The sequence below is a fragment of the Bremerella sp. P1 genome (assembly GCF_028748185.1).
In the GTDB taxonomy this organism is placed as follows: Bacteria; Planctomycetota; Planctomycetia; order Pirellulales; family Pirellulaceae; genus Bremerella.
This window is the reverse complement of sequence record NZ_CP118164.1, coordinates 2,862,603-2,887,142: the sequence shown is the minus strand read 5'-3', so window position 1 is coordinate 2,887,142 and position 24,540 is coordinate 2,862,603. Positions and strand designations below refer to the sequence as shown.

29 protein-coding genes are annotated in these 24,540 nt (G+C 55.2%); 17 read left to right on the top strand and 12 right to left on the bottom strand.

The genetic code is table 11. The features are described 5' to 3' along the window. Positions 1–15: 15 nt before the first annotated feature. From PSR63_RS12060 to PSR63_RS12030, 7 genes are all read left to right on the top strand, one after another. Positions 16–540 (top strand): hypothetical protein, encoded by a 525-nt coding sequence (locus PSR63_RS12060; RefSeq protein WP_274333630.1) that lies wholly within the window; start codon positions 16–18, stop codon positions 538–540. A gap of 54 nt (positions 541–594) precedes the next feature. Further along, the gene (locus tag PSR63_RS12055; protein WP_274333628.1) at positions 595–1,680 is read left to right on the top strand and encodes a hypothetical protein; all 1,086 of its coding nucleotides are present in this window, start codon (positions 595–597) and stop codon (positions 1,678–1,680) included. A 310-nt stretch (positions 1,681–1,990) separates the two neighbouring features. Beyond that, positions 1,991–2,992: a DUF1559 domain-containing protein gene (locus PSR63_RS12050; protein ID WP_274333627.1), complete on the top strand. Its 1,002-nt coding sequence runs from the start codon at positions 1,991–1,993 to the stop codon at positions 2,990–2,992. Between the two features lie 23 nt (positions 2,993–3,015). Beyond that, on the top strand, positions 3,016–3,408 hold the full coding sequence (locus PSR63_RS12045; RefSeq protein WP_274333626.1) for a hypothetical protein: 393 nt from the start codon (positions 3,016–3,018) through the stop codon (positions 3,406–3,408). A gap of 155 nt (positions 3,409–3,563) precedes the next feature. Next, the gene (locus PSR63_RS12040; protein WP_274333625.1) at positions 3,564–4,079 is read left to right on the top strand and encodes a hypothetical protein; all 516 of its coding nucleotides are present in this window, start codon (positions 3,564–3,566) and stop codon (positions 4,077–4,079) included. 126 nt (positions 4,080–4,205) lie between these two features. Next, entirely contained in the window at positions 4,206–5,111 is a 906-nt protein-coding gene (locus PSR63_RS12035) for an alkaline phosphatase family protein (RefSeq protein ID WP_274333623.1), read from the top strand. Between the two features lie 29 nt (positions 5,112–5,140). Next, a complete protein-coding gene (locus PSR63_RS12030; protein ID WP_274333621.1) occupies positions 5,141–5,593 on the top strand; it encodes a hypothetical protein in 453 nt (150 codons plus the stop codon). A gap of 62 nt (positions 5,594–5,655) precedes the next feature. Here PSR63_RS12030 and PSR63_RS12025 read toward each other — a convergent pair whose 3' ends face one another. Beyond that, positions 5,656–7,254, bottom strand: coding sequence for a S1 RNA-binding domain-containing protein (locus PSR63_RS12025; RefSeq protein ID WP_274333619.1), 1,599 nt, complete (start codon positions 7,252–7,254; stop codon positions 5,656–5,658). A 254-nt stretch (positions 7,255–7,508) separates the two neighbouring features. On the opposite strand from PSR63_RS12025, the gene PSR63_RS12020 reads away from it, so the two are divergent. The 8 genes from PSR63_RS12020 (at position 7,509) to PSR63_RS11985 (ending at position 12,478) form a co-directional block, all read left to right on the top strand. Further along, a complete protein-coding gene (locus tag PSR63_RS12020) occupies positions 7,509–8,102 on the top strand; it encodes a hypothetical protein (RefSeq protein WP_274333617.1) in 594 nt (197 codons plus the stop codon). A gap of 92 nt (positions 8,103–8,194) precedes the next feature. Next, positions 8,195–8,689 carry a MarR family winged helix-turn-helix transcriptional regulator gene (locus PSR63_RS12015; RefSeq protein WP_274333615.1) on the top strand — a complete coding sequence of 165 codons (495 nt, stop codon included), beginning with the start codon at positions 8,195–8,197 and terminating at the stop codon, positions 8,687–8,689. Between the two features lie 149 nt (positions 8,690–8,838). Continuing rightward, positions 8,839–9,708, top strand: a complete 870-nt coding sequence (locus PSR63_RS12010) for a radical SAM protein (protein WP_274333613.1) — start codon at positions 8,839–8,841, stop codon at positions 9,706–9,708. A gap of 2 nt (positions 9,709–9,710) precedes the next feature. Next, the gene (locus PSR63_RS12005) at positions 9,711–9,941 is read left to right on the top strand and encodes a hypothetical protein (RefSeq protein WP_274333611.1); all 231 of its coding nucleotides are present in this window, start codon (positions 9,711–9,713) and stop codon (positions 9,939–9,941) included. Between the two features lie 149 nt (positions 9,942–10,090). Then, positions 10,091–10,300, top strand: a complete 210-nt coding sequence (locus tag PSR63_RS12000) for a CDGSH iron-sulfur domain-containing protein (RefSeq protein WP_274333609.1) — start codon at positions 10,091–10,093, stop codon at positions 10,298–10,300. A 56-nt stretch (positions 10,301–10,356) separates the two neighbouring features. Next, on the top strand, positions 10,357–10,761 hold the full coding sequence (locus tag PSR63_RS11995) for a hypothetical protein (protein ID WP_274333607.1): 405 nt from the start codon (positions 10,357–10,359) through the stop codon (positions 10,759–10,761). A gap of 423 nt (positions 10,762–11,184) precedes the next feature. Then, a complete protein-coding gene (locus tag PSR63_RS11990) occupies positions 11,185–12,126 on the top strand; it encodes a hypothetical protein (protein ID WP_274333605.1) in 942 nt (313 codons plus the stop codon). Positions 12,127–12,331: 205 nt separating this feature from the next. Continuing rightward, positions 12,332–12,478: a hypothetical protein gene (locus PSR63_RS11985; RefSeq protein ID WP_274333604.1), complete on the top strand. Its 147-nt coding sequence runs from the start codon at positions 12,332–12,334 to the stop codon at positions 12,476–12,478. Between the two features lie 4 nt (positions 12,479–12,482). Here PSR63_RS11985 and PSR63_RS11980 read toward each other — a convergent pair whose 3' ends face one another. The 6 genes from PSR63_RS11980 to PSR63_RS11955 form a co-directional block, all read right to left on the bottom strand. Continuing rightward, positions 12,483–12,848 carry a hypothetical protein gene (locus PSR63_RS11980; protein WP_274333603.1) on the bottom strand — a complete coding sequence of 122 codons (366 nt, stop codon included), beginning with the start codon at positions 12,846–12,848 and terminating at the stop codon, positions 12,483–12,485. A 135-nt stretch (positions 12,849–12,983) separates the two neighbouring features. Further along, positions 12,984–13,358, bottom strand: a complete 375-nt coding sequence (locus PSR63_RS11975) for a hypothetical protein (protein WP_274333602.1) — start codon at positions 13,356–13,358, stop codon at positions 12,984–12,986. A 29-nt stretch (positions 13,359–13,387) separates the two neighbouring features. Further along, positions 13,388–13,762: a hypothetical protein gene (locus PSR63_RS11970; protein ID WP_274333601.1), complete on the bottom strand. Its 375-nt coding sequence runs from the start codon at positions 13,760–13,762 to the stop codon at positions 13,388–13,390. A 29-nt stretch (positions 13,763–13,791) separates the two neighbouring features. Further along, the gene (locus tag PSR63_RS11965; RefSeq protein ID WP_274333600.1) at positions 13,792–14,157 is read right to left on the bottom strand and encodes a hypothetical protein; all 366 of its coding nucleotides are present in this window, start codon (positions 14,155–14,157) and stop codon (positions 13,792–13,794) included. 90 nt (positions 14,158–14,247) lie between these two features. Beyond that, entirely contained in the window at positions 14,248–14,823 is a 576-nt protein-coding gene (locus PSR63_RS11960; RefSeq protein WP_274333598.1) for an NADPH-dependent FMN reductase, read from the bottom strand. A 12-nt stretch (positions 14,824–14,835) separates the two neighbouring features. Then, positions 14,836–14,976, bottom strand: coding sequence for a hypothetical protein (locus PSR63_RS11955; RefSeq protein WP_274333596.1), 141 nt, complete (start codon positions 14,974–14,976; stop codon positions 14,836–14,838). 224 nt (positions 14,977–15,200) lie between these two features. Between PSR63_RS11955 and PSR63_RS11950 the strand changes: the two genes are divergently transcribed. Further along, complete coding sequence (locus PSR63_RS11950; protein WP_274333594.1) at positions 15,201–16,118, top strand: hypothetical protein; 918 nt, start codon at positions 15,201–15,203, stop codon at positions 16,116–16,118. Positions 16,119–16,153: 35 nt separating this feature from the next. Here the strand turns inward: PSR63_RS11950 and miaB are convergent, their stop codons facing one another. The 5 genes from miaB to PSR63_RS11925 form a co-directional block, all read right to left on the bottom strand. Next, complete coding sequence (miaB, locus tag PSR63_RS11945) at positions 16,154–17,584, bottom strand: tRNA (N6-isopentenyl adenosine(37)-C2)-methylthiotransferase MiaB (RefSeq protein ID WP_274333593.1); 1,431 nt, start codon at positions 17,582–17,584, stop codon at positions 16,154–16,156. A 41-nt stretch (positions 17,585–17,625) separates the two neighbouring features. Continuing rightward, positions 17,626–17,862 (bottom strand): hypothetical protein, encoded by a 237-nt coding sequence (locus PSR63_RS11940; protein WP_274333592.1) that lies wholly within the window; start codon positions 17,860–17,862, stop codon positions 17,626–17,628. A 124-nt stretch (positions 17,863–17,986) separates the two neighbouring features. Then, on the bottom strand, positions 17,987–18,961 hold the full coding sequence (gene fmt / locus PSR63_RS11935) for a methionyl-tRNA formyltransferase (protein WP_274333591.1): 975 nt from the start codon (positions 18,959–18,961) through the stop codon (positions 17,987–17,989). 93 nt (positions 18,962–19,054) lie between these two features. Then, on the bottom strand, positions 19,055–19,633 hold the full coding sequence (gene def / locus PSR63_RS11930; RefSeq protein WP_274333590.1) for a peptide deformylase: 579 nt from the start codon (positions 19,631–19,633) through the stop codon (positions 19,055–19,057). A gap of 121 nt (positions 19,634–19,754) precedes the next feature. Next, a complete protein-coding gene (locus PSR63_RS11925; RefSeq protein WP_274333588.1) occupies positions 19,755–23,075 on the bottom strand; it encodes an efflux RND transporter permease subunit in 3,321 nt (1,106 codons plus the stop codon). Between the two features lie 410 nt (positions 23,076–23,485). On the opposite strand from PSR63_RS11925, the gene PSR63_RS11920 reads away from it, so the two are divergent. Further along, positions 23,486–24,532: a transaldolase family protein gene (locus PSR63_RS11920; RefSeq protein WP_274333586.1), complete on the top strand. Its 1,047-nt coding sequence runs from the start codon at positions 23,486–23,488 to the stop codon at positions 24,530–24,532. The last annotated feature ends 8 nt before the right edge of the window (positions 24,533–24,540 follow it).

Here is a 24,540-nt window from a genome sequence, read left to right as displayed (position 1 = left end):
CCAACGAGAGAACCGATGACGGACGACTCTCCGTTTAAATCTCCCGAAATTGTCGACGAGCTGCACGACTCGTTCGACGAGCGCTCGCAAGAGATTTTCAAACTCGCCCGGGGGCTTCGCCGGTTAGAGTTTTTGTTCGCGTTCTATTTCGGCGGACTCGCGGCGCCGTGCGGGTTTCTCGTGGAGATGAACAAGCACAACCCCGGTGAGATCTCGAGCATTATGGTGTTCACGATCCTGGCATGCGGCTGGACCTTGGCCAGCCTGATCACCGGCATCATCGTATTCACAGTTCTCGGATCGTTGGGCTATCACCAGCGTTATCTATGGTTTGCGGCCGTTGCCAGTATCCCTTGTGTTTCGATCGTGGGTATCGTCTTCGCGGCTCGCTTGGTTCAACAGGATCTGCGAGGCTATGGCTTGAAGTTTGAATGGGTAGGACCTTCGCACAAGGAGATTCTCCGGCAGCTTCGCCACCACGACGGCTCGCCGGTCGATCCGAAAACCTTAGGCATGAGCCGCTCTGAAGAAGTACACTAAAGGGTGTCTCGCTGCGGCGAGTTATTGGCTTGCTCCGGTCCAGGGTAATTCACGATGCTTAAAGGATGTGGTCTCTCGCTACTGATGCTGGCCGCATTGGCCGGCGGGTACATGTATGCGTTTGATCAAGTCTTTCAGCGACCGGAAGGCCTGATCTTCGGGGCCATTTCTGGGCTGATCACATTCTTTTGTATCGGAGCGCTCACCAATGCCTGGACCGCGTGGAGCGACTGGTCGCTGATCTCAAAGGCCGACTTTGGCTTGCAACTGAACGATGGCTGCAAGGTCGCGGTTGCCGGACGCATTCGCGCCGAAGGCGAACCGATGAAAGCTCCGATTTCCGGTAAAGAGTGCGTCATTTGCGAGTACGATATTTGCAAGCCGGAAGGCGAATTCTCGGACCGTGAAGATGACGACACAGCGGCCGACTTCGCTGGTTTCCTCATGTCACCCTGCAAGATCCAAACCTCGTGGGGAGACGTTAGACTGTTGGGCTTTCCGATGGTCGACGATGTGATCGCCGATAACTGCATCAATTCTTCGGAAGTGGCAGCTGCTCGCAAATTCTTGCTCAACACCGAGTTCGAAGATCGATCAGGGGTGAAGGTTGTCTCCATCTTGTCGGTCTTCAGTGATGTCTGGTCCGATGATGACGGCCGCGTCGAGCGGCACATGCGATTGACCAGCACGCCGATTGATAAGATCATTCCGCCGAGTGCCGAAGAGACTGCCCAAGTCTTTCGAGAGGCAATCGACTCGAACGATGAACTAGACGATCCTGAAAACATGGCCTTCGATGGGGCGGAAACGCTCTCTCATTCGTTGCCCAAACTGGTCGAGAAACGAATTGAGCCCGGCGAAGAGGTCGTCGTCTTCGGCATCTACAGCGAAGTCCACCGAGGACTAATGCCGCCCAAAGGCAGCACAACCGTGAATCGCTTAAAGCGAGGAACGGCCGAAGAAGTGGCCGCCGAACTCAAAAGCAGCGTGCTGGCCAATATCATCGGAGGGCTCCTCGTCCTGGCGATTCTGCACGGCGTGATCGCCTTCGCGGTGATCAATCTCGCCGAGAAGCAGGAAGCTCCACCGGTCGATAACGACGTACGTATCGTGCTTCCTTTCGAGCAGCAAGTGGTTTGACTTAGCCCCCGATCGCCACCCATACGCTGTCCCATCAACGGCCGCAGAGTTCTTTTCCAGCCCTGCCGATGAGGCAATTCGCCTCGAACTCTAAACCACGGTACATCGATATAAGTTATGCACGCCGCGCGAATATAGGTGCTTTAGGAAGCATATTGCCGCGCAATATCACATGTTAGCAGCAAAGATTTTAAACAATTCCTTGTGTTTTTTCGCACCCAAGAATATACTCCCTACTTCCTTGGCATTTGCTTACTCCCCGGAAGTACTGCGCACAAACATACTTATTCGTTGATTTATGGTGCTGCTCATGAAGAACCGAAACACCGGCTTCACGCTGGTTGAACTTCTCGTTGTGATCGCGATTATTGGGGTCCTGATTGCCCTCCTGTTGCCCGCCGTGCAGCAAGCTCGTGAGGCCGCCCGACGCTCCCAGTGCGTGAATAACCTGAAGCAGCACGGGTTGGGCCTGCACAACTTCCACGATACGTACCTGCGATTGCCGCCTGGAACGACCAATAACCTTCCGCCGTTTGGCACCGCGACCGGCAGAAAGTGGGGAACCGGTTGGATGGTGCATCTGCTTCCCTACGTGGAACTGGGAAATGTCTATGACATTATCGACTTGAGCGAACACTGGAACGGCGGTTCGGTCAGCGACGCATGTGGTGTGGACGCCGGAAGCCCGGTCTTCGGGATTTACGAGTGCCCCTCTGCTTCCGTTTCGCAAGAGTTGGGTGGCGATCCGGTCAAGACGATGGTCGCCGACTACGTTTCAATCGCTGGTGTTGTGAATGGATTCGCCGGTATCAGCGGCGCAAACGAAAACGTCATCGATGACGTTGGCAATGCGTCCATGAACGGAGTGCTGTATTACAACAGCAAAACCAATTTTGCCCATGTCACCGACGGCACCAGCAACACGATGATGGTGAGCGAAGTGGGAGCATGGCTGAAGAGTGCTGCCGGAACGAGGGTCGACTACCGGAGCACAACTTATGGTTTCAACATGGGTACGATCGGCAACAACGACAATAAGACGACACTTCCCAACTCAAGAGATGGTCGCTGCTTTAATACAACGTCTCTCCGCTATCCGATCAATCAAATTCAACCCTTCGACAGCAGCTGCGATACAGACGGTGTTTGCACCAACTACGGAAACAACCCTCCGCTGCGTTCCGATCACCCAGGTGGGGTGAATGTGCTGTTTGTCGACGGCTCGGTGCACTTCTTCCCCGAAACGATCGACCTGCCAACGTTTGGAAACCTGGGCGTGCGAAACGACGGTAACGTCGTTCAACTGCCGTAGTCACAATCTTCTAGGAACAGAAAATGAAACCAACGGTATTAGCCGCTTGCCTGTTGATTCCCATGATCATCGGTTGTGTGGCTTCCAAAGACGATGGGCCTGCCCGTCACCAGGTTGCGGGCACCGTGACCCTCGACGGCAAGCCACTCACTGAAGGGCGAATCAGCTTTGAATCGCCTGAGGATGCTTCCCAAGGAATTCCACCAACTACCGGTGAAATCAAAGATGGTCAGTATTCAGTCATGGCCACACCCGGCGCTAAGAAGGTGAAAATCTCTCACCGCATCGAAGCAGGACAAGATCAAATCACCAAGGAACCGATCATGAAAGAATCGATTCCGGCCAAGTACAACAAAAACTCTCAGTTGGAAACGACGGTCGCCGACGGCGAAAACAAAGCAGACTTCGATCTGTAGTCGACTACTGCCGCGGACAGTTTAAAATCCAAGAGCCATGCCCGAGTGAACTGGGGCATGGCTCTTTTTTTGAGCAGTCCGTTGAAGGGAACGATTAAACTTAGTCTGTTCAAAAGTGAAATTCGTGTGCTCCCTGCCATCCCGCAATCATCAGCATGACCAGTTCGGAATCTACTGACTCCCCGTTTGCATCGCCGAAAGGGGCAGACTTTGCCGTACAGAAGCTGATTGGCGAAGAGGCCTGCCAGGCGCTCCGTTATCTGCAACTGGTCTACATCGCGATGGCGTTGCAACTAGGCACGGTCGTTGCCATTCCCTTGGTTGCCGCACTTTCGGCCATGTCTGCCGAGAATAGTTCGCCCGCACGTTGGACAGGTTTCGCCGTTTATAGCTGGCTGGTGGTGCTGTACCTATTTTCCGCGTACAGCCTGCTTCGCTTGATGTTGGCAACCAAGTCACACTTGGTCACGATGGTCGCCTACTGCTTCTTCGCGTTGTGTCCCTGCATCGGCCTGTTCGCGTTGTTGCCGGTCGCCGAAACGATCCGCGACAGCCTGGAAAGGCAGGGCATTCCGTTCCGGCGGACAGGCCCCAATTGGAACGCGTTACGCGAGATGGCTGCCGACTTACCGCCCGACGATGAAGATCCCTCCGTCGAAGATCCACAATGAGCAAAGCTTTCTGTTCGCAGATCTGTCCTGTCGGATTAACAACAAAATAATGCCTGACAGGTGGAACCACTCCATCGCAGCAAGTAGACTTTCGGTCAACTAATGTTCCCTGCCAGGAGATCTCCCATGCGTCGCTATCTGTCCCTTGCCGTTCTGACTTTGTTGTTGGTAACCAGCGTTGTGTCCGCTGAAGAGAAGTCGAAGCACGTGCTGCTGCTGGGCATTGACGGGTGCCGCTTCGATGCACTGACCAAAGCCAACACACCCAATCTGGACAAGATTCGCGCTTCAGGAATTTACTCGCCAACGACGCTCATCCTGGGAGATCGCTACAAGAAGAACGACACAATTAGCGGGCCTGGCTGGGGCAGCATCAACACCGGCGTGTGGGCCGACAAGCACAACGTGCAGGGAAACAGCTTTAAGGATCCTAAGTTCGACAAGTACCCGCACTTCTTTCATTACGTGAAGAAGAGCATGCCCCAGGCGAAGACCGTTTCGATCATCAACTGGCCGCCGATCGCCAAGTACATCGTTTCCTCGGCCGACGTTTCGATCGATACGAAAAAAGACAACTCCTATGAAGAGGCGGACGACGCCGCAATGGCCGCGGCCGTGGAGCAACTGACGCAAGACGACAACCCAGTCGCCATGATGCTCTACTTTGGCGAAGTCGACGGAGCCGGCCACGCCAACGGCTTTCACCCGACCGTCCCGCAGTACATCGCCGCGATCGAACATGTCGACGGCCTGGTAGGAGGCGTGCTGGAAGCGATCGAGAAACGAACCGACCAAGAGTGGCTGATCGTCGTGACTAGCGATCACGGCGGCTTCGGCAAAGGACACAGCAACGGCCAAACCAATCCCGACATCCTCAACAGCTTCCTGATGGTCAGTGGCGAGGGAGCCGAGAAAGGGAAGTTTGAAAAGCAGATCTACATTGTCGATGCCGTACCGACCTTGCTGACCTACTTGGGTGTCGAAATCGATGATGCCTGGGAGCTCGATGGGCACGCGGTCGGCTTGAAGTAAACTGCCGAGCATTCATTTACAATGCTGGGATGCCCCACGACGACTCGCCATTTCGATCGCCGAGTATTGAATCCACGCAGCCTGCGGTGGACGAGGATACCCGTCTTATTCGGATCGTCTGGTATCAACGGCTGACGATACTCGCGATTCTGGTCTATACCGGATTCGCGATCGGACCAATGCTGTTAACGGTTGCCGGACTCTGGGTTCCCATTCGTGCGGTATCGATCGCGTACTGGTGTTTCGTTTTCGTCGCGATGTTCACCACCTTTCGTCTCGCACAACAAGTCTATTCGACGCTGATTGCGGTTCTTTGTGGCTTGTTGATCCTGTTTCCGATTGTGGGTCTGGTTGTCTTGGTGGTCGTCAACCAGAAAGCCTTGAGCGATCTGAACGAACATGGTCTGCAACCGGGGTTCTTAGGAATGAGCCGCAGTGAAGCGGCCCGACGACTAAACTCGCAAAGGGCCGATCAACCATAAAAAAAGCCCTCTCGCATTTGGCGTGAGGGCTTTTCTGTTGAATCAAAATTGGCGCTTAGGTATTACCACTTCAAGCCGAATTTGGCACCTTCGCTTTGGTCGTTGGTGATGCCGCCTTTGAGTGGCTGGTTCGACTTCTTCTTGACCGACAGTTCGCGGTCGATGTCGGTTTCCGGTTCTTCCTTGCGACGGCCTCCTTGTCGGGAATCGGCCGGTGGTGGCTGGGTGGCTTTGATCGACAAGCTAATACGACGCTTGGTCTGGTCGATGCTGAGGACCTTCACCTCGACCTCTTCGCCCACCTTCAACACGCTGGAAACGCGGCTGATGCGGCTGTAGCTCACTTCGCTAACGTGCACGAGGCCTTCGATGCCTGGGGCGATTTCGACGAATGCACCGAAGTCCATCAGCTTGGTCACCTTGCCAGGCACAACCTTACCAACGGCAAACTCACTGGCGACCTTCTGCCATGGGTTCTCCATGGTGTCGCGGATGGAAAGACCGATCTTGCCGGTCTCGGGATCCATCTTGGTGACCTTCACCTTCACGGCCTGACCTTCGGAAAGGACGTCAGAAGGATGCTGCACGCGGTCCCAGCTGATTTGGCTAACGTGAACCAGACCATCGACGCCGCCAATGTCGACGAACGCGCCGAAGTCTTGAATGCGGGTCACGGTTCCTTCGCGAACCTGACCAACTGTCAGGCTGCCAAGGAGGTTCTTCTTGTTGTCTTCGGCCATCTTCTCGGCGACAGCCCGGGCACTGAGCACCAAATTACGCTTCTCGGGATTGGCTTCGGTCACCAGGCACTGGAGCTTACGGCCCTTGAACTCTTCGAGGTCCTTCACGTGGTAGGTGGCAACCTGGCTGGCTGGGATGAAACCGCGCGCCGTACCGACGGCACACTCAAGACCACCCTTGTTCACGCCATCGACCACGGCATCAACAACGATCCCTTCTTTGATGTCACCCCAGTCTTGGACGCTGGTCGACGCGCCGGGGATACCGACTTCATACAGACGTTGGCTACCGTTGAACTCGCCGATCGAGACTTCCAACTTGTCACCCACCGCAGGCGGTGCGACGAAGTTGCGGATCGAAGCGATCCCTTGATTCCCTTCCGGCAGATCGAAGAAGACGTCTTCGCGATGCACGCGAATGACGGTGCCGGTCACGCGATCGCCTTCTTCCAGGCGAACGGCAGCAGGCGCCGGAGTCTGGCTGCCCATCACGTCATCGATCGAGCTTCCACCGAACGCGGCTTCCAACTCGGCTTCGATGTCTTCCATCGTCTCGCGGCGATTAGGGACGTGGACCTTGCCTCCTTCGACGGGCAATCGGTAGTCCGGCTCGCCTTCTTCCTGCGAGGCTTCGGCCAACGTTTCGGTCAGATCGGCCGGAATCTTGGTCGGATCGTCGTCGTCCTGAGCGGGCTTGGGCTGCGAAGGACGCTTGGGTGCTTGCGGCTTTCGCTGGGCAGGTGCCGGCTTCGGTGCGTCTCGCTGCGAGCCAATGAGCACCTTCTTCTTTTCCTTGTCCTCGCCACCATCGTCGGCAGCGGACTCGCCGGTGGTCGTTTCGGCGGGGGGTTCTGCCGGTTTAGGTGCGTCGGAAGATGCCTCCGGGGCCGAAGCTTCAGGAGATGGGGGGGTGGGTTCCACGGAAGCGGGATCCTTCTGAGGATCAGTCGACATGGGAAAGGCCTCGGACGAGAATCAGAAAATCTAAAGGGGGTGTAACTATTAGCGCCCTCTAGGTCACCTCTATAGTAAGAGGGCGAAGTAACTGAGTTTATCAGCGAAAAATCGGCCTGAACAGGGAATCTAGCCGCCTACAACCGTGGTAGTTCGATTTTCGAAATAGTTAGGTCGCTAGTGACCGAAAACCTGTTAAGCTAGGCCATGGTAAAGCTACCATGAAGCGTACCCCTCTTGGAAGTGACCCCCGCGTTGGCATGAATTTCGATCAGTACCCAAACGAAGTCGCCGAACTTATCCAAAATGCCTCGTTATGCCCCCTGGGGCCTGGCAAACCGGATCCGGCGGCCTTCGAGCGGCTTCAGGCAATCCAGGTTAATTCCCTGAGCGATAAACCGGTGAAAGACCGTGAGATGGCTCGCGCTTGCATCAGCGGTTTGTGGCTGCTTTGGAATTTTCTGGACGAGTCGCATACGGTCAGTCAGGATCTGCCCAGTTCCACTGGCAGTTACTGGCACGGGATTATGCACCGGCGAGAACCAGATTACGGCAATGCCAAATACTGGTTTCGCCGCACGGGCGATCACCCCGCGATGGAGACACTTGCTGAGAAGGCAAACTCGTTAGCCTCCGAAGCAAACCTCGATAGCCATACCCAATTCCTGGCGGAGCGACATTGGGACCCGATGGCAATGGTGGATGCGTGTGAAGCCGTTAGTCGCGGCAAGTGCGCAAACGAGGAACTTTTACGCAAAGTTACCCACGCCGAGTGGGAAACGTTGTTTGAATACTGTTATTCGCGTGCTTTTTAGTACCTGAATGACCGATGGCATAAACAGAGAAGCAAGGCTGACTCGTCAATAATCTCATCTCAATCATTCAGCCTCAGACTGAAGAGAATCGAATGCTCCGTTACGACTTTGAAGATAGCTTGGGCTATTGGGTTTTCAGTGTCGCCCATCTAATGACACGCGCGATGAATGATGAACTGGGGAAACTCGGCATCACCTATCGCCAGTGGGAAGTCCTGTGTTGGCTTTCGTACATGGGCGAAATCACACAAAGCGAACTAGCCGACCAGATGCGTATCGAAGCACCGACGTTGGTCGGGGTGATCGACCGCATGGAACGCGATGGCTGGATCGTCCGCGAGACCGACCCCAACGATCGCCGCAAGAAGATCATACGCGCCACCGAAAAGGTGGAACCGATGTGGGAACAAATGGTCGACTGTGCCAAAAGCGTCCGCGCCAAAGCCCTTCGCGACGTTCCGCCCGAGGACGTCCAGAAGGTGAAAAGCTCGCTGACGGTTATTCGCGGTAATTTGCTTTCTGAACTGCCTGGGCATAATATCCCAGCAGAGCCTGTAGGACAGAAACAGCCGTCGGAAACAAGGTAATTCTTGGTTTTCAGTTTTTCAGTGTTCAGTTTTCAGCGAAGAGCTTTCGTGGAGAACGGTCCACGGGGGTTGTGAGATCGCGTCGCTCCAGTCATCTTGCTGGTAGGCGTTCGCTTGCCGAATACTGAAGACTTCTAACTGATTATTGAATGTCAACGCACCACCTTCATACCCAGCATCAGCGCACGTTCGAAGGGAACCGGTTCGTCTATCCGGTCCTCTCTCGACGGAGCAAGGGGCTGTCGGTCGGGGTTAATCTGAATCCCGACAAGATCTGCAATTTCGATTGCATCTACTGCCAGGTCGATCGCCGGACCGAAAGCGAAGTACGCTTTGTCGAGAGTGATCGCTACTTCCACGAACTGGAAGAGATGCTCGACCTGTGTGCTTCCGGCGAAATCTTCCACACCGCCAAATTCGCCGAGACGCCTGAGCATTTGCGGCGCGTCAACGATATCGCCTTCAGCGGCGATGGTGAGCCGACTACCTATAAGAACTTTGACGAGCTGATTGAGCGCAGTGCTGAGATCAAACGCAAGCATGGGCTCGACGACGTGAAGATGGTGTTGATCACCAACGCCACCATGTTTCATCGTCCGCACGTCCAGCGCGGTCTCGAGATCCTCGACGCGAACCAGGGCGAGATCTGGGCCAAACTCGATGCCGGCACCGAAGAATACTACCGCACGATCGAGCGAACCAAGATTCCATTTCAGCGGGTACTCGATAATCTACTGCTCGCCGCGAAGGTGCGTCCGATTGTGATTCAATCGATGTTCCTGAAACTGCTGAGGGAAAGCCCCAAGGCCGAAGAGATTTCGGCCTTCTGCGATCGCTTGAACGAGATCACCCAAGGAGGCGGCCAGATCAAGTTGGTCCAGGTTTATACCGTGGCCCGCAAGCCAGCGGAATCGATCGTCACGCCGCTGGAAGACGCGGAAGTCGATGCGATCGCCCAGGCCGTACGCGACCGGACTGGACTCACGGCAGAAGTTTACTACGGCAGTTCGGACTATTAGGCATGGCTCCCCAGTCGAAAAGTACCGTTTACCTGATGGTCGGCGTAATTGCCGCGTTGGCCTTGTGGGGTATCTACCTGGCCATTGGCTCGTATCTGGGCCTGGCAGAAGGCACCCGCGCGTACGATATCCGCCGCGGCTTAATCGTGTTTGCCTGCATGAGCGGCTTCCTGCTGTTCTGGGGAGTGCTTTTGTGGAACCGCAAGCGAAGCATGCGTTCGGATGATGAGTAGTTAGTTGAAAGATTTCAGCAGCAGCGGTTAGCACTATCGTCTTCTCCGACTGAAAACCGAAAACTGAACACTTCCCACTGGCCGCCAGGCGCCCCTAGAATGCAAGTAAGTAGGTCCACTAGCCAACCCAACCAGTGAAGGATCGGGATATGTCTGAAACCAAGATTCGCATCCGTGACAATGGCCCCTTTTTGGTCGAAGGGCCGGTAACGCTCGAAGACTCCGAAGGCAATTCGTATACCATCGACAAGCCGACCATTGCCCTGTGCCGCTGCGGCCACTCGGACAACAAGCCATTTTGCGACGGCAAGCACAAGCATTGCGGGTTCACCTCCGAAGAGCGTGCCAACCAGGCGTAATCGGTGCCAGCGACAGACGTCTCCCGCATTTGATACCATTCGCCAGGAGTACGAACATGGAACCGGTTGATATTCGTCGCGATACGGAAACGTACTGCAACCTGATGAACGCCTATCTGTTGGCCCAGGTTGCCGAACTCGATGCGACGCTCCAGCAAAACGGCATCGAAGACCAGGGAATCCGCAAAAGTATCTGTGCTCAATTCGGTATGAGTATGGGGCAGGTCTTCGATATGGGATGGATCGGCGCCGATGGCGAGCGATTTCATCCGCTGTTGATGTTCAGCGAAAAGTACCTCGACGACGCCACCACACCGATCGGGGCGGTTGGTCCGCTGGAAGGACCAACCCGGGAAGATGACTTCCACGCCATGGCGGTCGAAGCCGTTTCGACCTTCTACGATGACCTGAAAGGGGATCTCTCCCGCGTCCCCTACGGTGCCCTAGACGAGGAACTGTAACGCCATTCCACTGGGCAATCGTTCGCGGTTCTACCCAGGCCTCCGGCGGGAATGTTCCCGTGAACGATCCACAGCGTTTTCTCCGAGAAAACCGCACCTTCGGCATCTTTTGACGCTGGGGCGATCTGCTTGCTGGCAGCTTTGGTTTTTGCCCGGCAAGTTCGACATACGGCTGACAAGTTATCCCCATCTCAGACGCTTGGATGTGGAGATTTTGTGAAGGCCTAAGTTGTTGTCTGGCCGCTTGTTGGTGCCATGGGCTAGCAGAATTTTCAACGCACCAGGTCTTAATCGGTGGAAGGCTCCTCAGGTCAGTGCGTAGAATTCGTGCCTCTTAGAAGTTGGCCCCGCTCCGCGAGAAGAATTGTGGGCGTGCCGGGCCCATTTGGATCACGTCTCGAAAGGATAGGAAGCCAAGTCCGCATGGAAGAACCAACTGTCGATCTCGCCGCAACCGATACCACCCAACCATCGGCGGATGCCGGTGCTGAAACCGCTGCCTCCGAGTTTCCCCTCAGCGACGAACTGCTGTCCAAGCTGGAAGAAGCTTCGGCTCCTTACCTGGGCCAGTGGACCAAGCTGATCAGCACGACCAACTGGGACAAGGGGAAAATCATTCATCAGTGGAGAACGTCTCTGCAGGAAGCAGGGGCGCCCACCTCTGAATATGCCGACGATGCCTGGGCTCGCCGCGTTGGTGGCGTCACTGGTCAACACGTCGGCCGACTGCGCCGCGTGTTCGAGCGTTTCGGCGATAACTATCCCACCTACGAAGGTCTGTTCTGGAGCCACTTCCAGGCCGCGATCGAGTGGGACGACGCCGAAATGTGGCTGGAAGGTGCCGCCGAGAACAAGTGGTCGGTCGCCTCGATGCGTAACCAGCGTTGGGAAACGATGGGCAAGCTCGAAGCCGATCGTCCTGACGGTGAAATCGTCGCTTCCGACGTCGACGAAGATTACGAGCCAGCCCAAGGCAACGACGACGAAGTTCGTGGTTCGATCGGCGAAATGGACGGACCAAGTGGCCCTACCCACGAAGGCCCTGACTTCGGTGACGAAGAGCAAGACACCCATAACCGGGAATCTGCCGGACTGGCCGAAGGGGAAATCGGCGATTCGACCGAAGCGCCTTCGCTGGTGAAACCATTCGCCGAGATCGGCTCGATGCCAGACGACGTGCTGGATGCGTTCGAGGCCTTCAAGCTGGCCATCATTCGCCACCGCAGTGCGGGTTGGGAAGAGATCAGCCAGGAAGACATGATCAGTTGTCTGGAATCGCTGAAGGTCCTGGTGAATGCCCCCAGTGGCGAGCCAGAGAAGGCCAAGAAGCCTGCGGACGAAGGTGAAAAGCCTGCTCCGTTTTAAGTCGGTGAAAACACAAAAATGGCTATCGGACGATGAGTCCGATAGCCATTTTTTTATGCGCGGGCGCGATTGTAGCGGTTTCGCCGATTCTGCCGACGGTGCAGCTTAGATTGTTCGTGATTGCTGCCCACTGATTCCTTGCGAAAGGGGCAGATGCGACGAAAGCTTCCAACAAAGTCTTGTCGTTTCTTGTTGGAACCAACCTATGTCTTATCTCGTAGTATTTGCCGGCCTGCTAGGCTTGACGTTTTATTTGGACCTCTCGGCCATGCTGTCGGCAGGCATCATCTTGATTGGCATGACCATCTGGATCGTGCTGATGAACCGCAAACTGCATATCCCCAAGTGGTAAGCAGTTATTCGTCCTCGCTCAGCCAAGTCACCAGCGTGTCGCGGTCACTCGCCGTTCTTACCTTCGCGCCGCGATTGTGGGCGACCGTCTCCCAGAAGAAATTAATGTGTTCCCGCGGTGATAGAGAGGCGATCTTGTACTCAGGTCCGAATTTCTCTGCGACCAACAGCCCCGTGCGATAACGGGTCATGTTGTCCATGCCGGAGTTCAGGCTCAATCCGTCGACTAGGACGCGTTTCTTTCCGGTACGCCGACACTCTTGATAAGTCAGTTCAACCAACTCCTCCCAATCCTCCGGGACATGATCGCCTGAGCAGACAATTTCAAGATAGCCGGGGTGTTCAAACTGCTGGACGCTGAGTTTATTCATGGGGTTCTGTTTCTAATTCATCACCGAATGACATTCAGGCACTACGAGATCGCAAATCTAGCACCGCCTGTCACCTCGTCAAGCAACTTGCTGAAACTGCTAGAGCGGTTTACAGCGTATGAGCATCACTGAAGATCAGCCATCTTGTAATAACCACTCGAGCAATCTTTCGCGATCGTTGCTGGCTTTGACAATCGACCCACGATTGGTAGCCACATCTTCCCAAAATGAATGCTGCTCGGTATGCGTCGACAAGGCAGCAATTCGAACCGTTGCTCCAAATGCTTGAGCCATACGCAGAGATAACCGATAAATGACCATCTGCTCGACTGGCTTGGCGGGATCGGCCCCGCTTCGGTCTATGAGGATTCTTCGCTTCCCCGTTTTATCGGATAGTTCGACCATCGCCTGAAGCAGATCGTTGAAGAAATCTTCGTCGTGATCATCGCCTGGAACAAGGAACTCCAGGTACTCATCGTGTTCCAGGTAGGGGTGTTCGTACTTAGACATGATGAAATGTAAGCCAAGTTGGCCATACCTTACTCGTCACTCAACAGCCACTGCATGAGGCTCTCTCGATCATTACCGGCTTTGACAATAGCGCCACGATTGGACGCGACATCTTCCCAAAATGAATGCTGATCCGCCCGAGCTGACAAAGCGGCAATGCGAACGGACGACCCAAATGCTTCTCCAACTCGAACGGCCAATCGATAGATCACCATGGTGTCCGTTATCGCTTCATCACCACTATCAGTTCGATCGACCAAAACCCTTCGCTTCCCGGTCTTCTCGGTAGCTTCAACCATCGACTGAAGCAGGTCGGCTAAGAGATCCTCGTCGCGTACGGACCCGTGTACGACGTACTCGAGGTAGTCAGCATGTTCGACATACGGATGTTCGTACTTAGACATGTTCGAAAGTAAACCAAGTGGACGATACCTCACTCGTCACTCAAAAGCCATTGGATAAGGACCGAACGGTCTTCTCCTGATTTGGCGATCGCCCCGCGATTGGTCGCGACCGTCTCCCAGAAGTTGTCATCATCCCACACCGGACGCAGCGCTGCAAAGCGAGCGTTGATACCAAAGGTTTCGCCCGTTCGTATACCCATTCGGTAGCGGACCATCGAGTCGATTGGTTTTTCAATTCCCGACGCATCGATGAAAACCCGCGACTTGCCCGTCTCGTCAATTCGTTCGACGATGTTGTGCATCACCGAAATCCACTCGTTCTCTGTCGGATCCCCTGAAACAACAAACTCGAGATATTTCGGGTGCTCAAGCATGTCGATACACGTGCTCGACATTCTGGCTTTCCTCGCAAGGAGGAATGAAAAGAAGATTGAGGTGAATCGTGCCAGGGGGAACCGTCAAGCGGTCAGACGAGGCAACGTAGATTATTGCAGTTTCCCCAAGAATCCGCACAAAGTTTTTCCTAAACCCTCGATCGTTTCTTGCTGCCGAGAATCCTTTAGGGACCCATCATCAGCAAACGCATTATTAGCCTGCGAAATAGCCATTTGCTTTGGCAGCACGATCACACCGATGTTTTGCAGAATGGCTCGCACGTGGACCAGGCCCCGAAGTCCACCTAAAGCCCCCGGCGATGCGCTCATGATTGAGCATACTTTACCTTGGTAAGCTGCCAACGGACCTTCGCCTTCGACCGGACGAGAGACCCAGTCGATCGTGTTCTTCAACAGGGGCGTAATCGAACTGTTGTATTCTGGACACGACAGCAATAATCCCTGATGTGCCAGAAACAATTCCTTCAAGGCCTTCACGTTCTCTGGGATCCCATGCTCTGCTTCCAGATCGCCGTCGTACAGCGGCATCGGAAAATCGGCCAGATCGAGCAGAGTAACCTCGGCACCAGCGTCTCTGGCTCCCTTCACGGCGATTTGAATCAGCTTCTTGTTGAAAGAATCGCGGCGGGCACTTCCGGCAAATGCAAGGATCTTCGGTTGGCTCATGTTCGGTGGCTCCTACAGGTCAAGTCGACAGGTCTGAACCATCATCGTAGCAATCCAAGCCATCAGGAAAAGCGACCCCGTGCAGAGAGGCAAGAGGAACTCCGCGTCCGCGATGCCGATCTGATCGTACGCAGGCTGGTACGCGATCGACATGCGTTTCATTCCATCGTTCAGCAAACGTGTTGAAGCCCATCATTGCGGTTTCCTACCACGGAAAGGTTTTTCTCGCCGAGCCATCTCGAAGCGATTGAAAACTCGCCACTTCTCCAAAATTTTAGGTAAAATAAAGAGTGTCCGGACTAGGCTGCAACGCACTTGGTTCGGGCAAGAGTCTGGAGCATTCGAAGAGTCTATCGCTACTCGCAAGGGTGAATGCCATGGGTGCCAATCGCCTTCCCGGACCGCAGCGGCAAGTCCGCTCAGAACAGGTCATCGACCTTGGGACGATGTGCCGTCAAAGGTCGGCGTCTGTAGAACGCACCGGGTTCATCCAGCATGAGGTCGAACTACAGCGACCGCTGATCTATTTCTTTGGTGGGGCCGGAGACGGAGACGATAGCTTCGCCCGGTTTGAAAGCGCCTACAACAAGATCGCCGACTCACTTAAGTTGCCCAAGATATACGGGATCCAGCACTATCGAGTGCGTGATGATGTTTTCAAAAAGTACAGCGATGCATCGCATGAGAAAGCGTTCTTCACTTGGGACACGGATCGTCTCGTGGTTCTGGCGCGCATCTTCAGAAGCCTGCGGTTCAATCCTCTGACACCGATTTGCCTGGTGGGACATAGCTATGGAGGCGACACCGCGATGGACCTCGCTGAGACGCTTGCCGCAAGCTATGGCGGAATCGAAGTGAATCTCGTGGTCACGCTCGATCCGGTTTCCAGTAAAGAACGGATCACCACCGCCAATATCAAATCACTTCTCGGTGACGTGGCCGATTATATTAAATCCGGTTTTGATCAAAAGGAACTCGGAAAGTTCAAGTACAACGGCTACAGCCGAACCAAGCCCAAGAATGTCAATCTTTGGACCAACGTTTGGGCAGAACACAACTACGACCCCATCGAGCCAAGCAACATGGTCGCTCGACTCGGTGGCCCTTGGCGGGCCCAAGCGGCAGCAGATGTTGACATCTCGATGCCCAAAGGGGTCGTGCACTTTGACGCCGACGAGATGTTTAAAGAAGTGCAATCCTACGTCGCCAATTTTCCACACTATTGGCGCGGCAAGGATAAGCGCAAGGAACAGGTTCGTCAGTTCCTGGATAAACTCAAAGGATTCCGGGAATGAGAAACCTGGAGCGGCAAATGCTCCACAAAGTGGCACTAACCCAAAGCGAAAAGCTCAGGCCCGCACTCTTGCGTGACCACTTCGCCAAAGAGCGTATGTGCGTGGCAGTCGTAAACCACCACCGGCATAATCTTGCCGATCTGTCGCGGATTACCATCGAAGACGACGATCCGGTCGCAGTGCGTTCGTCCGATTAACTGCGTCGCGTGTGGGTTCTCGGCCTCATCGGCTTTCTTGAGAGCCGTCTTGCTAGGGCCTTCGACCAGGACTTGTACCGTTTCGCCAATCATTTTCTGATTGTCTTCCAGGCTAATGCGATTCTGGATCGCCAGCAGGTCGTTATTCCGCTGCTGCTTAACGTGATGCGGAATGTCATCGATGAACAAGTCGGCACCGCGGGTGCCTTCGCGTTCGCTGTACTTGAAGATGAAGCTGTTCTTAAAGCGACACTCTTCGACCAACTCGACCGTCTTCTGGAAATCCTCTTCCGTCTCGCCGCAGAAGCCAACAATGAAGTCGCTGCTAACGGCATAGCCAGGGACGATCTCGCGAATCCGCACCATCATCTCGCGGTAGTCGGCAACCGTGTAGCCGCGTTTCATCCGCTTGAGAATCTCGTCCGAGCCACTTTGCAGCGGCACGTGCAGGTAAGGCGAGACCTTGCTCAAATCGCGAACCGCTTCCAACAGTTCGCGCGTCATGTCCTTCGGATAGTTGGTCACGAACTTGATGCGTTCGAGCCCTTCAATCGCTTGCAGTTCGGCCAGCAGATCAGCCAGGCGCCAGAGCTTGCCGCTAGAGTCGGTTGCCTTGTAGCTGTTAACCGTCTGGCCGACGAGCGTGATTTCCACCGTGCCATGCTCGGCCAAGTGACGGCTTTCGCGAATGATGTCTTCCGGCGAACGTCCTTGCTCGGGACCACGAACACTTGGCACGATGCAGTAGGTGCAAAACTTGTCGCAGCCGATTTGAATTCGTACGTATGCTTGAAACGGTGTCGGACGCATCTCAGGATCGCGCAGCGGATCGAAGCTTTCGTGGCTGCGGGTGATTTGATCGCGGGTACCGTCCTTACGTCCCAAGCTGACTTCGATCTGCTTTCCTTCACCAGCGTTGATCTTGTCGATCATGGAAGGAATTTGATGCAGTTGCCCCGGGCCGACAATCAGGTCGACGTAGGGTGCCCGGGTGAAGATCTTGTGCTGATGGTTCTGAGCCATGCAGCCCATCACGCCGATGACCTTCTCGGGGTTCTGCTCCTTCAAGTCGCGCAGCATGCCCAGGTGGCTGTACGTCTTGTTTTCGGACTGAGCACGCACGCTGCACGTATTGAAGAGCAGGGTATCGGCCTCTTCCGGCTTGGTCGTCAGGACGTAGCCTTGCTTGCGTAGCGAGGCCACCACCAGCTCGCTATCGAGCATGTTCATCTGACAACCGACAGTTTCAATAAAAAGACGTTTTTCCATGCGGACGAATCGGGGGTTAAGCGAGGCCTAGGTTCCTGAGACTAGGCGGCCTCTTGGTGTTTCTGCTTGATGAATTCTTCAAACTGTTGCTGTTCGGCGAGCTCTCGGGCCTTCTTCTGCTCTTCGGCCTGTTGCTTCAGGGCAATCTCGCGCTGGCGGCGGAATTCCTCCTGGAACTGACGCTCCAAGCGGATACGGCGCACCCTCATCAGTCGCACCAATCCCATGATGGCGATGTAAGAAGCGACCGCAAATAGAACGATGTCCCAGCGACTCACAGCATATAATCCCGCGTCCGTGCAGAAATCCAACGGTGTATCTTAAACAAAGACCCCCTTTGGGGGCGAGAGGGATTTCCGCGGCAAACTGGGTAAACGAGGCTAGAAAAGGGCTGTTTTCTTGTTACAGCTGGGCTTCTGACAGCAGTCGATCACCAACTTTGAGCTGATAACCGCGGACGAAGTCCGCTACCTTCATCGGTTTTTTGCCCGCTGGCTGTAGCGTATCGATGATGATCTGGCCATCCTGCGCCGCGAAATAGAGTCGGTCTTCTGTCACCGCCGAGATGGATCCCGGCGAAACGCTTTCCGGGGCTGGCTCGCGTAAAAGACGAATCTCTTTCAAGATGATCCGCAGTGGCGGTTTTCCCTGCTGCTCGAGATGTGTGAAACAGCCGGGCCATGGCTGATACGCGCGGAACTTGTTGTAGATCAGCTCGGCCGAATCGCTCCAATCGATGTCGGCATCCGACTTGGCCAGACGGGGTGCCTTGGTGGCGAGCGACTGATCCTGAACCTCACCAGGCGTGCCTTCAGGGCCATGTTTTTCAAGCATCTCAATCGATTCAAGCACGGCCTGCACACCCAGGTCCGCCAGGCGTGGTTCTAGCTCGACGGCCGTTTCGGTTGGACCGATCGGCGTCCGCACGATCTTCAAACAAGGTCCCCCATCGAGTTTGGGTGTCATGTGGATGACCGTGATGCCCGTTTCTTCGTCCCCACTGAGAATCGCCCAGTTGACCGGCGCCGCGCCGCGATATTTGGGGAGGATCGAACCGTGCAAGTTAATGCCGCCGTAGGTCGCCGTGGCCAGGATGTAGTCCTTTAAGATCTGACCGTAATCGCACACAACCAACAGATCAGGCTGAATGCCTTCGAGCAGTTGCTTCACCTCATCGGTGTTCACGCTTGCTGGATCATGAATCGCGATGCCATGCTCGTTGGCGACATCGCGCATGGGAGTGGGAATCGAAGACTTTCGCCGATGCACCGATCGCACGGGCTGAGTGAAGAGGCAAGCGACTTCATGCTCGCTCGCAATCAGAGCCTTAAACGTGGGAACAGCAAACGGCCCGGTCCCCATCATGACGATTTTCATAAACAGTTTTCAGTGTTCAGTTTTCGGTGTTCAGTGCAGACGAAGTCCTCAGGCAGTCTTACTGAAAACTGAACACTGAAAACTTCCCACTAACTAAGCATACTTCTTCTCGAGTTCGTCCTGGAACTTCTTGATCTCTTCGTCGGTCGGCAGCTTGCCTTCGCCTCGCAGGCGTTCGAAGGTCAGCTCGAACTGATCGACCTGGGGCTGGATATCGTACAGCGCGTCTTCGTCCATGCGATCGGTGAACATGATCCCATCGAGGTGATCGGTCTCGTGCTGCACGCAGCGGGCGAACATCCCGTCGACCTTCTGCTCGAACTTCTGGCCGTTGGGCATATAGGCGCTGAACATGATCTCGGCCGGACGCATTACGGGGCCATACACGCCGGGCAAGCTGAGACATCCTTCCTCGGCTTCGTCCGAGCCCGTTCCGCGGTTGATGGCCGGATTGATGAAGACCAGTTCTTCGCCTTCTCCCTTTTCGCCGGCCAGATTCATGATGAAGAACCGCAGCGGAATGCCAACCTGATTGGCGGCCAGACCAATCCCCCGAGCCTGGTACATCAGATCGAACATCTCGGCAATCATGCCGCGAAGCTCCGCGTCGACGCGTTTGACAGGCTTCGATTTATAACGCAGCGTGGGATGAGGAAAGTGAATGATCTGCAACGTAGCGGTCCTAAGAGCCGGGCCCAAATAACGGGATCAGACCCCACTTATCGAAGTGAAAGCGGGGCCGCGAAACGTTTCATTATAGGCAGAATTGAAGACCGGTCGACCGGCAAAGCCGCTAAGCAGGGCGGCTACGGCCATGAACCGGGTAGACACGCGGTTCTTCGACATCCTCGCCGGCGGCTTCGGGAGCATCTCCTTCCGAGGGAGTCTCGTCCACAGGCTCTTCAGAGGTGCTGTCGTTGTCGCCGTGCTTGTTGCGAGCCTTGTGATCAGGACGGAAGACACGTCCCAGCGGGCCCGCCAACAGAGCTGGCAGGAAGATCAAGTCACCAATCAGGGCCACTGCCAGCAGCGAGACCATCAGGTAACCAAATCGCTGCGTCGGCGTGAAGGTGCTGAAAGCAAAGACGGCAAGCCCCAGGCCACCAATGATGGTCGTCTGGAACATGGCCATCGCACAGCGACTGTAGGCTTCTTTAATCGCTCGGCCGCGCGTATATCCTTCGTCAAGTCCCCAGCGGAACCAGGTCAGGAAGTGGACCGTATCGTCCACCGCCACACCCATCGCCACACTGGCGGTCATCATCGTACCGATGTCAACTTCGATGCCTGTCCATGACATAAAACCGAACACGATACAAATCGGGAAGACGTTCGGCAGCATCGAGATCAGACCGGCTCGGAAGCTCTTCAGAACCATCATCATCACCAACGCGATCAAGGCAAACGCCCAGACCGTGCTTTCGATCAGGTTGGTCAGCAGCGTACGAGCGGCCTTGTAAACGACGGGAACCACGCCGGTGTAAACCAGCGAAACAGGCGGACGGTCGTCGCTGTACATCCGGGGAATCTCTTTCCCGGTGTATTCATGGGCAGTAACGTCGAAGGTCCCTTTGACGTTGGCGTTATCAGCAATCGCACCCATGTCATAGATGACGTTGGGTTCGACCAAAACAACATATTCCGCATGGCCGCGAGAGTTGTTCAGAATGTAATCCAAACGTTCCTGGCTATGAACTTCCGGATCGTGATCCAACAATTTGATACGAGCATTCACGAGCAGGTCACGTAGCGTTTCGGAAAACACTTTCGTCGCGTCGAGATGCCCATAACGATCGTGATGATCGGACTTGCCGCTGGCTGCCGCCTCTTTGGCTGCTTCGTAATTCACGCCTAGCAAAGCTACCTTGGCGTTGACGTATCCAGCACCGTCTCGGTCCTTGTCGACCTGAGCCAGAATCCGATCGCGGGCCTGATAGGCATCCATGATCGGCTCGGTCACTTGCTTCAAGTCATTGACAAAGTTGCCATAGTCAATGTTTTCGAGCGCACCCAGTCGCAGGCTCACACGCCACAACTCGGCACCATTCTTCTTGTCGACTCGCAGGTAATCGGACTTCACAAACTCGTTGAACGAGGCTTCCAACTGCTTGCTGTAGGCATAGCGTTCCGAAAGCGAAGCCGTGCTGTTACCGGCATCGGGAAGCTCGGGAGCAAACGTCAAAGCCGACATCGGAGGACCTACCAGTTCGGCTCCATCCGGGCCGAGGTATTCTTCAACGACGTTCGCGACGCGTTGGGCCATCTCCATGCGTTCCAGGAACTTGTATTGGAACTTCGGATCGACCTTGTCTTCGTTGGCCAGTGCCAGCGGGTTGAGTGCCTTTTCTGGATCGGCTTCGTCGTAGTAAAGCATTTCGGGTTCGACGCGGACGACCAGTTCCATCGGCACGAGCTTGCCCAGGTTGTCTTCTAACCAGGCATAGTCCTGAATGATGCGGGCATCGTCGTCGAACATCTTCAGCAGTTGCACGGAGGTCTTCAGGTACTGAAGTCCGAACGCGAAGAAGAGGAAGATCGCCATACAGCCCAAGGCCACCTTCACGTTATTCGCGATGATGAAGTCACCGACTCGATCACCAATTCCGCGAATCCACTGCCCGGCTGCCGAAGGTTCGATCGGCTTCGTTTCCCCCTTCTTCGCAGCATTCGGGGGCCACATTTGCAGTGCGGCCGGCAGGTAGGTGAACAGCAGGAAGAGCGTTGCCAGAACGCCCATCGCCGAGAAGATACCGAACTTGTGAATCGGCGTGATGCTACTGGTTGCCAAGGACCCCAGACCCACGGCCGTGGTTACGGCAGCAATGGTGCAAGGATACCAACCGTGAGCAATCGTCAGTTCCGGAGCATTCCGCAGCGTGCCTGACTCGTTCACGACATCTTTGTAGTAGTTCACGATATGGATCGCGCCCGATAAGCCGAGCACGTACACCACCGCCGGCATCGACATGATCACGGCGTCGGTCGTCGGATCGAGCCACCAGATAAATCGGCCAGCGGTCCAGTAGATCAGCGACAAGCTCGTCACCGCGCTAATCCCACCAACGAAAAAGACCATGATGGTCAGCTTGATGCTACGCAAACACAGGTACGAAAGCCCCAGGCCGATGATCACGCTGAAGCTGACCAGGCGGGCCAGCGTACGTTCCCCTTCTTCGTCAATCGAAACGTTATCGACCGGAGGACCACCCAGGCGAAGCTCTTCCAGCGGCACGCCAGCTTGAATTGCCAGCTCTTCCAATTGACCCAGCGGGCGGCCAAGCACGCCATGTCCCATCGTGCGGCGCAGATCCACCTTGCCGGCATCGGTGAGTGTGACGATCAAGCAGGTCTGCTCTCCGTCGGGACCGAACAAGGTGCCTTTGAGTCGGTTCAAGGCCTTCTCGCGGGCCTCTTCCAAGTCTCTCGGGCTCGGGTCACCATCTCGAACCAGCGTACCACCAGGGGCAGCCAATTGAGCCAGAACATCAGGCCCGGTCGTGACGGATTTGAAGAGCCGCGCTTGCAGCAGCTTGGGCTTCTTGTAGTACTCTTCGTTGACCTTCTTCACATAGTCGCCATCGGCCGAGTTGCCTCCGGTGAAGACCCGCTCGGCGGCACGACCAAGCGCACCAATCACCGTGCTCTGGCCATTCCACTTGTACAGCTCGCCGTTATCTAGAAGGTAGTACCACGTCGAGTCGTTTCCCAGGAACCACTTCTCGTTCTGTCCCGCCCAACCATCGTGTTCTTCGCCGGGGTAATAGAGTCCCAGTTCGTCGCCGATGAAATCTGGCAGGCGATGATCAGTGGGAACTTTCTGTTTCTCTTCCTCGGTCAACGGCGGAGGGACCAACAGCCGCGCGAGATAATCGAGGCGTTGGTCTTCGGCAGTGCAGCCTTCCCAACTGATCAGAACGAATTGCTCGCCCAGAAAGTGATCGCGGAACCAATCGAGTTCGGACGTTTCGGCGAAGTCACTGGGAAGCCAGTCTTTAACGTCATTCCTCATCTGTTCCAGCGACAACCGTGCCCCGCGCAGCGCGAACGGGACGAGGAAGAAGATCGCCATCAATATGAACAGGGCGTAACGCTCGAAGAATGTAGGTCGACGCATCTGCATCAAAATCCGCTCTTTGAGAATCCTTTGAGCAACTCGGATCGAGGTAAATCGGACGCTCAGGCCAAGATCCAACGCCACCGGCTCAGCCAGTGGGCACGGCTATGAGAACTCGGCCTGATCGCCGATGCCTCACAGATTTTCCGCTACTTGCTGCTTCCTACGCAAAACGGTAAAAACTTCGCCAATTTTTGCGTCTGTAAGCGATTAAAGCTACAGTTTTCTTCAAGTTGAGTCTATGGCAGGCGCATATACCCTAAGCTGTGCATCTTCACCAAATCCAAATTGTGGTGCTTTCCAGGACCTTCGCACGGCAGAAAAAGAAGATCTGCACCGCTCGCCTGGGTAGAATACCGCAACTTCGTCCAATTCATGCATTTGATTCCCAAATAAAGGAGCGATGGGCAATGACGACGCCACTTGAGACACTTATACAGTCAGGCACCAAAGTTTGGCTCGATTCCATTGATCCCGAGTTGGTCGAATCCAATTCCAAGCTGGGTGTTTCCGGGGCGACTTCCAACCCGGTCATCGTCTCCGGTCTGATCAAATCGGGGCAGTTCGACAATTGGATCGAAGAACTGACCGCCGAGGGAAAAGACGCCCATGAGATTGCCTGGACGATCACCGACCGCATGGTCCAGCAGGCCCAAGACGTCTTTTTGCCGGTCTGGGAGAGCTCCGAAGGCAACAACGGCTACGTCAGCTTCGAGTTGGATCCGCTGCTGGAAGACCCCGATCGCAATCTCCCTCACGAAGATCGCGTGGCTCAATACATCGAACTGGGCAAGAAGTGGGGGCTCGGCCATAAGAACCGCATGATCAAAGTGCCAGCCACCCCGGCCGGCATCGACGCTTTGGAAGAACTTTGCGCCACCGGCATCACGCTGAACGTGACACTTTGCTTCACCATGCGTCAGTATCATGCGGCTCGCGAGGCCGTGTGGCGTGGTGCCCAGCGACGAGAATCGACCGACGCGTTCAAAAGTGTCTACTCTATCTTTGTTTCGCGCGTCGATGTTTATACCGAGAAGCATTTGCCACATCTGAGCGATGCCGCTCAGGGGCAACTCGGAATTGTTAACGCAAAAAACATCTGGAAGAACAATGCCGAGTTCTGGTCCGACAACAACCTGAAGCTGGAGCAAGAGCTGATCTTCGCCTCGACCGGCACCAAGCTTCCTTCCGACCCGCCGTGGAAGTATGTGGCAGCGTTCGCCGGCGACGGTATCGAAACCAACCCGCCGAAGACCAACCAGCAGGTTCAAGAGAGTGGCAAGACGTTCGAGCGTGAGATCGATCAACTGCCACCCCAGGAAGTGCTGGACGAACTCGACCGCCATGTCGACTATGTCCATCTGGAAGAGATCTTGATGGAAGAAGGGATCGCCAAGTTCGCCGATCCGCAAAAGGCTTTGCTCGAACTGATCGAGTCGAAGAAGGCCGCCGTTTAACGGAATAA